Consider the following 6,322-nt stretch of genomic DNA (forward strand, 5'->3'; position numbering starts at 1 on the left):
CCCGCGCTCCGCGCAGGTGGGCCGGGACCATACGACGGCCCACCGAAAGGCGGCAACGTGAGCGCGGCGAAGCCGCGCAAGCATGGCGCCTCCCGGGGGCCGACGCTCCGCACGGCCATTCCGCGCCGCACACCGCCCTTCCCGCGCGCCGCGCGGGTGCGCTGGGGCCGCACGACGGCCCGCCGGATGGGCGCGGCGAGGCCGCGCGACGCGCCCCCGCGGCGGAGCCGCGCACACAGGGCGGCCGCGCCCCGAGGGGCCGGCACTGCGTGCGGTGCTACGCCCGCGGCGAAGCCGCGGCGGCCGCCCCCGAGAGCCCCGCGCTTCGCGCGGGAGGGGGGTGGCCTAGCCGGCCGCAGGCCAGAGCGTGGACCAGAAGTCGGTGAGCGCGGAGGCCGTCGCGTCGGGGCGTTCGGCGTTCGGGGAGTGTTTCGCGCCCCGGATCACCGTGCGCCGCGCGCGCAACGTGTGGGCCATGCGGTCCAGGCCCCGCACGGGCCACACGCCGTCGCGCTCGCCGGACAGCACGTGGGCCGGAAGGCCGACCGCGGCCAGCCGGGCGACGCGGTCCGGTTCGAAGCGGAGCGTGCGGCCGGTGGCCCGCAGCTGGGCCGGCACGTTGGACATCCAGCGGCGGCGGAGCAGTTCGTCGATCTCCGCCTCCGCCTCGGTGCCGCGCCGGTGCACGAGACGGAAGATCGTGCCGGCGCCGAGCACCGGCAGGGTGACCGCCAGGGCCCGCACCTTGATCCGGTGCCAGCGCCCCACCCGCCCCGCGCCGGAGGCGATCAGCGTCAGGGAGGCGAACGGCTTCCGGCCGTCCACCGCCGCCCGCAGCACCGCGCCGCGCGCGATGAGGCCGCCCAGCGAGTGGCCCACGAGGTGGATCGGGTCAGGGCCGAGCTCCTCCGCCTGCGCCAGCACGTCCTCGGCCAGCGCGCCGAGGCCGTACCCGGAGCGGGCCAGCGCCCCAGACGACTCGAACTGGCCCCGGCCGTCCACCGCGACCGCCCGGTAGCCGGCCTCGGCCAACGGCGCGAGCAGGGCTATGAAGTCCTCCTTGCTCCCCGTGTAGCCGGGGATGAGCAGCGCCGTGCCGATGGGCCGCTCGCCGCGCGGCGCCGCGTCGAGCACGGCGAACTCTCCACGACGGGTCACGAGCCGATGGGCCCTGACCCCGACCGGGGGCGCCGCGAACGGGGGTCTGCTCACCCCTCGAGAGTAACCGTCACCAGGGTGAAACCCGCGGGGCCTGTTCCCCGGCCGGCCACTCCGTCAGAATCCACGCCCAGCACGCCGAACACAGCGAGCACTGCGCGGAGCACGGCGCAGAGCACAGAGCAGGGGGAGTCACCGATGTCGTCGCTCGACCGCAGAGCGTTTCTCGGCCGGACGGCCGCGACCGGGGCCGGGGTGGCCATCGCCGGCGCCGGGGCCACCCCGGCGGTGGCCGGGGGCGGGTCGGCCAGGCGGTACGCCTTCACCGTGATGGGCACCACCGACCTGCACGGCAACGTCCTCAACTGGGACTACTTCACCAACGCCGAGTTCACCGACAGCGGCGGGAACGACATCGGGCTGGCCAAGCTCGCCACCCTGGTCAGGCAGGTGCGCGCCGAGAAGGGCGCCCGCAACACCCTGCTGATCGACGCAGGCGACACCATCCAGGGCACTCAGCTCGCCTACTACTACGCCAAGGTCGACCCGATCACGAACGACCGCGGCCCCGTCCACCCCATGGCCCTGGCGATGAACGCCATCGGCTACGACGCGGCGGCCCTGGGCAACCACGAGTTCAACTACGGCATCCCGCTGCTCCGCGCGTTCGAGCGGCAGTGCGGCTTCCCGCTGCTGGCCGCCAACGCGCTGGACGCCGCCACCGAGCGGCCCGCCTTCCCGCCCTACTGGATGACCCGGCTGCGCACGCCGCACGGCCGCGACGTGCGGGTGGCGGTGCTCGGGCTCACCAACCCCGGCATCGCCGTCTGGGACCGCGCTCATGTCGAGGGCCGGATGGTCTTCCCCGGCCTGCCGGAACAGGCCGCCTACTGGGTGCCGAGGCTGCGCGCGATGGGCGCGGACGTCGTGATCGTCTCGGCGCACTCGGGCACGAGCGGCACGTCCTCGTACGGCGAACAGCTGCCGCACGTGGAGAACGCGGCTGCGCTGGTGGCCGAGCGGGTGCCGGGCATCGACGCGATCCTCGTGGGGCACGCGCACGTGGAGATCGCCGAGCGCCGGGTCACCAACGCCGAGACCGGGCGGGAGGTGGTGCTCTCGGAGCCGCTGTTCTGGGGGAAGCGGCTGGCCCTGTTCGACTTCGATCTCGTCTGGGAGCGCGGCCGGTGGCGGGTGGAGTCGGTGGCGGCCAGCCTGCGGAACACCAACACGGTCGTGGAGGACCCGGAGATCACCGAGCTGCTCGCCGAGCAGCACGCCCGCGTCGTGGCCCACGTCAACCAGGTGATCGGCACCGCCACCGCGCCCATGACGGCGACCGAGGCGCCCTACCGGGACACGGCGATCGTCGACTTCGTCAACCACGTGCAGGCGGAGACGGTGCGGGCCGCGCTGGCCGGCGGCGAGTACGCGGACCTGCCGGTGCTCTCGCAGGCGGCCTGCTTCTCGCGCACGGCGGCGATACCGGCGGGCGACGTCACCATCAGGGACGTGGCGGGCATGTACGTCTACGAGAACACGCTGGAGGCGCGGCTGATCACCGGGGCCCAGCTGCGGGACTACCTGGAGTACTCGGCACGCTACTTCGTGCGCACCCCGGCCGGCGCGCCGGTGGACCCGGCCGGCCTCACCAACGCGGACGGCATCCCCGACTACAACTACGACGTGGTCAGCGGGGTGACGTACGACATCGACATCGCCAGGGAGCCGGGGTCGCGGATCGGCGAGCTGCGGTTCGCGGGCGAGCCGGTGGCGGACGACGCGGAGTTCGTGCTTGCGGTCAACAACTACCGGGCCAACGGCGGCGGCAACTTCCCGCATGTCGCGGCCGCCGATCAGCTCTGGTCGAACTCGGACGAGATCCGTAACACGATCATCGACTGGGTGCGCGAAAGCGGCGAGATCGATCCGTCCGCCTTCGCCTCCGTCGACTGGCGCCTCACCAGGGACGGCACCCCGGTCTTCTAGACACGGGGGCTGCCAGGCGCGAGGGCTGCTGGGCACGGGCCCCGCCTGGCGTGCGGCGGACGCCGGTCCGCCGCACAGGGGGTCGGGTCAGGACTCGGTCCGCTCGGACCTGGCCGGCTGCCCGCTCCTGGTGCGCCGCCTGCGGCGCGGGGTGCGCGGCGCGGTGGCCTCGCCGGCCTCCGGCTCGGGGGTGGCCGCCGCGGGCGCCGCCGCCTCGACCGGCTCAGCACCGCCCGCGGTCGGGGCGATCGCCACTCCCCCGCGGGTACGGCGGCGCTGCCTGGTGCGCGCGGGCTTGGCCGCGGTGGCGCCAGCGGTACCACCGGAGCGGCGCTGGGTCGAGCGCCTGCTGTCCGGGCCGCCCAGGTCCTCGACCTCCTCGGCGTCGAGCCCGGCCCTGGTGCGCTCGGCGCGCGGCAGGGTGCCCTTGGTGCCCTCGGGGATGGACAGCGCCTCGAAGAGGTGCGGGGAGGTGGAGTAGGTCTCGACCGGGTCGGGGAAGTCGAGCCCGAGCGCCTTGTTGATCAGCTGCCAGCGCGGGATGTCGTCCCAGTCCACCAGGGTGACGGCGGTGCCCTTGGCGCCCGCCCGGCCGGTGCGGCCGACCCGGTGGAGGTAGGTCTTCTCGTCCTCCGGCGTCTGGTAGTTGATCACGTGGGTGACGCCGTCCACGTCGATGCCGCGGGCCGCGACGTCCGTGCAGACGAGCACGTCCACCTTGCCCTTGCGGAACGCGCGCAGCGCCTGCTCCCTGGCGCCCTGACCCAGGTCACCGTGGACGGCGGCGGACGCGAAGCCGCGCCTGGTCAGCTGCTCGGCGACGTCGGCCGCGGTGCGCTTGGTGCGGCAGAAGACCATGACGAGCCCCCGGCCCTCGGCCTGGAGCATCCTGGCCACCATCTCCGGCTTGTCCAGCGAGTGGGCCCGGAAGACGTGCTGCGTGATGTTGGCCACAGTCGCGCCCTCGTCGTCGGGCTCGGCGGCGCGGATGTGGGTGGGCTGGTTCATGTAGCGCCGGGCAAGGGCGATGACCTGCCCGGGCATGGTGGCGGAGAACAGCATGGTCTGCCGCTTGGCCGGCAGCAGCTCGATGATCTTCTCGACGTCCGGCAGGAAGCCGAGGTCGAGCATCTCGTCGGCCTCGTCGAGGACCAGGCAGCGCACCTGGTTCAGCCGCAGCTTGCGCTGCCCCGCCAGGTCGAGCAGCCGCCCGGGGGTGCCGACGACCACGTCGACGCCCCTGGCCAGCGCCTCCACCTGGGGCTCGTAGGCGCGGCCGCCGTAGATGGAGACGACGCGGACGTTGCGCACCTTGCCGGCGGTGAGCAGGTCGTTGGTGACCTGCTGGCACAGCTCCCTGGTGGGCACGACGACGAGCGCCTGGGGCGCGTCGCCGAGCTGCTCGGCGGTGGCGCGGCCGGCCTCGACGTCGGCGGGGACGGTGACGGCCTCCAGCAGCGGCAGCCCGAAGCCCAGCGTCTTGCCGGTGCCGGTCTTGGCCTGCCCGATGACGTCGGCCCCGGCGAGGGCGACGGGGAGGGTCATCTCCTGGATGGGGAACGGGGTGGTGATGCCGACGGCCTCGAGGGCCTCGGCCGTCTCGGCCAGGATCCCGAGATCTCGAAATGTGGTGGTAGCGGACAGGGTCGTTGCCTCTTCTTGTGTGACGCGGCGCACGGCGGCGAGGCGGGTCTTGCCACCGTGCCGCTGTGGCGGGCCCGAGGGGGCCGGCCAAGCCGGCGCGGGACCCGGGCGTCTCGCTCAAGCGCACGCACCGCGCGAGCGGGTCCCTCATGCCGCGGCGGGTGCGGGGGCACTCACCGCGCGGAGGGCTGGTCAGGTCGGAGCCGATCGGGCCACCGACCGGGCATCCGCGAGGATCCTGAGGCGCTGGTCTTGCACCGGCCCCAGGGACTCCAGCATGGGGATGGGACCCGCCGCTTGCAGGCGAGCCTCCATAGCACTGTACCCCGGAACCCCTCACAAGTGGCAGGGCGCGAACTCACCGGCGGGCACTATTGTGCCCCCATGGAGACGCCTGACACGCCCGCTTCCACTGCCCCGACCACCGCAGTCGCCGCCCAGGACTGGGCCGCGGCCTCCGCCGACCCCCGCTACCGGGCCGCGGTGGTGGACCTGCTGGGAGCACTGGCCTACGGCGAGCTCGCGGCGTTCGAGCGGCTGGCCGACGACGCGAAGCTGGCGCCCGGCCTGGCCGACAAGGCGGCGCTCGCGCGGATGGCGGCGGCCGAACTCCACCACTTCGAGCAGCTGACCGACCGGCTGCGGGAGATCGACGAGGAGCCGACGGCGGCGATGGAGCCGTTCGCCGCGGCGCTTGAGGAGTTCCACCGGATGACGGCCCCTTCCGACTGGCTCGAGGGCCTGGTCAAGGCGTACGTCGGCGACGCGATCGCGGCCGACTTCTACCGCGAGGTGGCCTCCCGCCTCGATTCCGACACCCGCTCCCTGGTGCTGCGGGTGCTCGACGACACGGGCCACGCGTCGTTCGCCGTGGAGAAGGTGCGGTCCGCGATCGAGGAGGACCCCAGGCTCGGCGGCCGGCTCGCGCTGTGGGCCCGCCGGCTGATGGGCGAGGCGCTCTCCCAGGCGCAGCGGGTGGTCGCCGACCGGGACGCGCTGTCCACGATGCTGGTGGGCGGCGTCGCGGACGGCTTCGACCTCGCCGAGATCGGCCGGATGTTCTCCCGGATCACCGAGGCCCACACGCGGCGGATGGCCGCGCTCGGCCTGTCCGCGTAGGCTCCCGGCATGGCTGTGACCGCGTTCGACCGTGCCCTGATCGAGGAGTCGGCGAAGAAGTCGAGCCTGGTGTGGGTGCGGAGCCGTGACCTGCCCCGGGCCAGGCCCCTGTGGCACGTGTGGCACGACGGCGCGGTCTGCGTCGTCGGCGGCCCCGGCGAGCAGCCGCTCGACGGGCTCGGCGCGGACGGCGTGGTGGTCAGCTGCCGCAGCAAGGACAAGGGCGGCCGGCTGATCGCCTGGCCGGCCGAGGTGACGGAGCTGACGCCCGGCACGGAGGAGTGGGAGTCGACCACGGCGGCGCTGGCCGCGAAGCGGCTGAACGCCCCCGACGCGGACGGCCTGGCGGCCCGCTGGGCCACCGACTGCCGCATCCTGCGGCTGACCCCGGCCTGAGGGACTTCCCCCACCC

The 6,322-nt window shown here is 74.2% G+C and carries 4 protein-coding genes and 1 pseudogene; 3 read left to right on the forward strand and 2 right to left on the reverse strand.

Annotated features, from left to right (window positions below):
• Window positions 1-345: 345 nt before the first annotated feature.
• On the reverse strand, window positions 346-1,212 hold the full coding sequence (locus tag E1265_RS32000; protein ID WP_132934464.1) for an alpha/beta fold hydrolase: 867 nt from the start codon (window positions 1,210-1,212) through the stop codon (window positions 346-348).
• Window positions 1,213-1,356: 144 nt separating this feature from the next.
• On the opposite strand from E1265_RS32000, the gene E1265_RS32005 reads away from it, so the two are divergent.
• Window positions 1,357-3,147, forward strand: coding sequence for a 5'-nucleotidase C-terminal domain-containing protein (locus tag E1265_RS32005; RefSeq protein ID WP_132934465.1), 1,791 nt, complete (start codon window positions 1,357-1,359; stop codon window positions 3,145-3,147).
• 87 nt (window positions 3,148-3,234) lie between these two features.
• On the opposite strand, the gene E1265_RS32010 is transcribed toward E1265_RS32005, so the two are convergent.
• Window positions 3,235-4,824 carry a DEAD/DEAH box helicase gene (locus E1265_RS32010; RefSeq protein ID WP_132934466.1) on the reverse strand — a complete coding sequence of 530 codons (1,590 nt, stop codon included), beginning with the start codon at window positions 4,822-4,824 and terminating at the stop codon, window positions 3,235-3,237.
• A 351-nt stretch (window positions 4,825-5,175) separates the two neighbouring features.
• Between E1265_RS32010 and E1265_RS32015 the strand changes: the two genes are divergently transcribed.
• Window positions 5,176-5,910: a ferritin-like fold-containing protein gene (locus E1265_RS32015; protein WP_132934467.1), complete on the forward strand. Its 735-nt coding sequence runs from the start codon at window positions 5,176-5,178 to the stop codon at window positions 5,908-5,910.
• A 9-nt stretch (window positions 5,911-5,919) separates the two neighbouring features.
• A pseudogene (locus E1265_RS32020) lies at window positions 5,920-6,303 on the forward strand (hypothetical protein); the annotation flags it as partial.
• Window positions 6,304-6,322: the final 19 nt, after the last annotated feature.

It is taken from the genome of Streptomyces sp. 8K308, from assembly GCF_004348315.1.
Classification (GTDB): Bacteria; Actinomycetota; Actinomycetes; order Streptomycetales; family Streptomycetaceae; genus Streptomyces.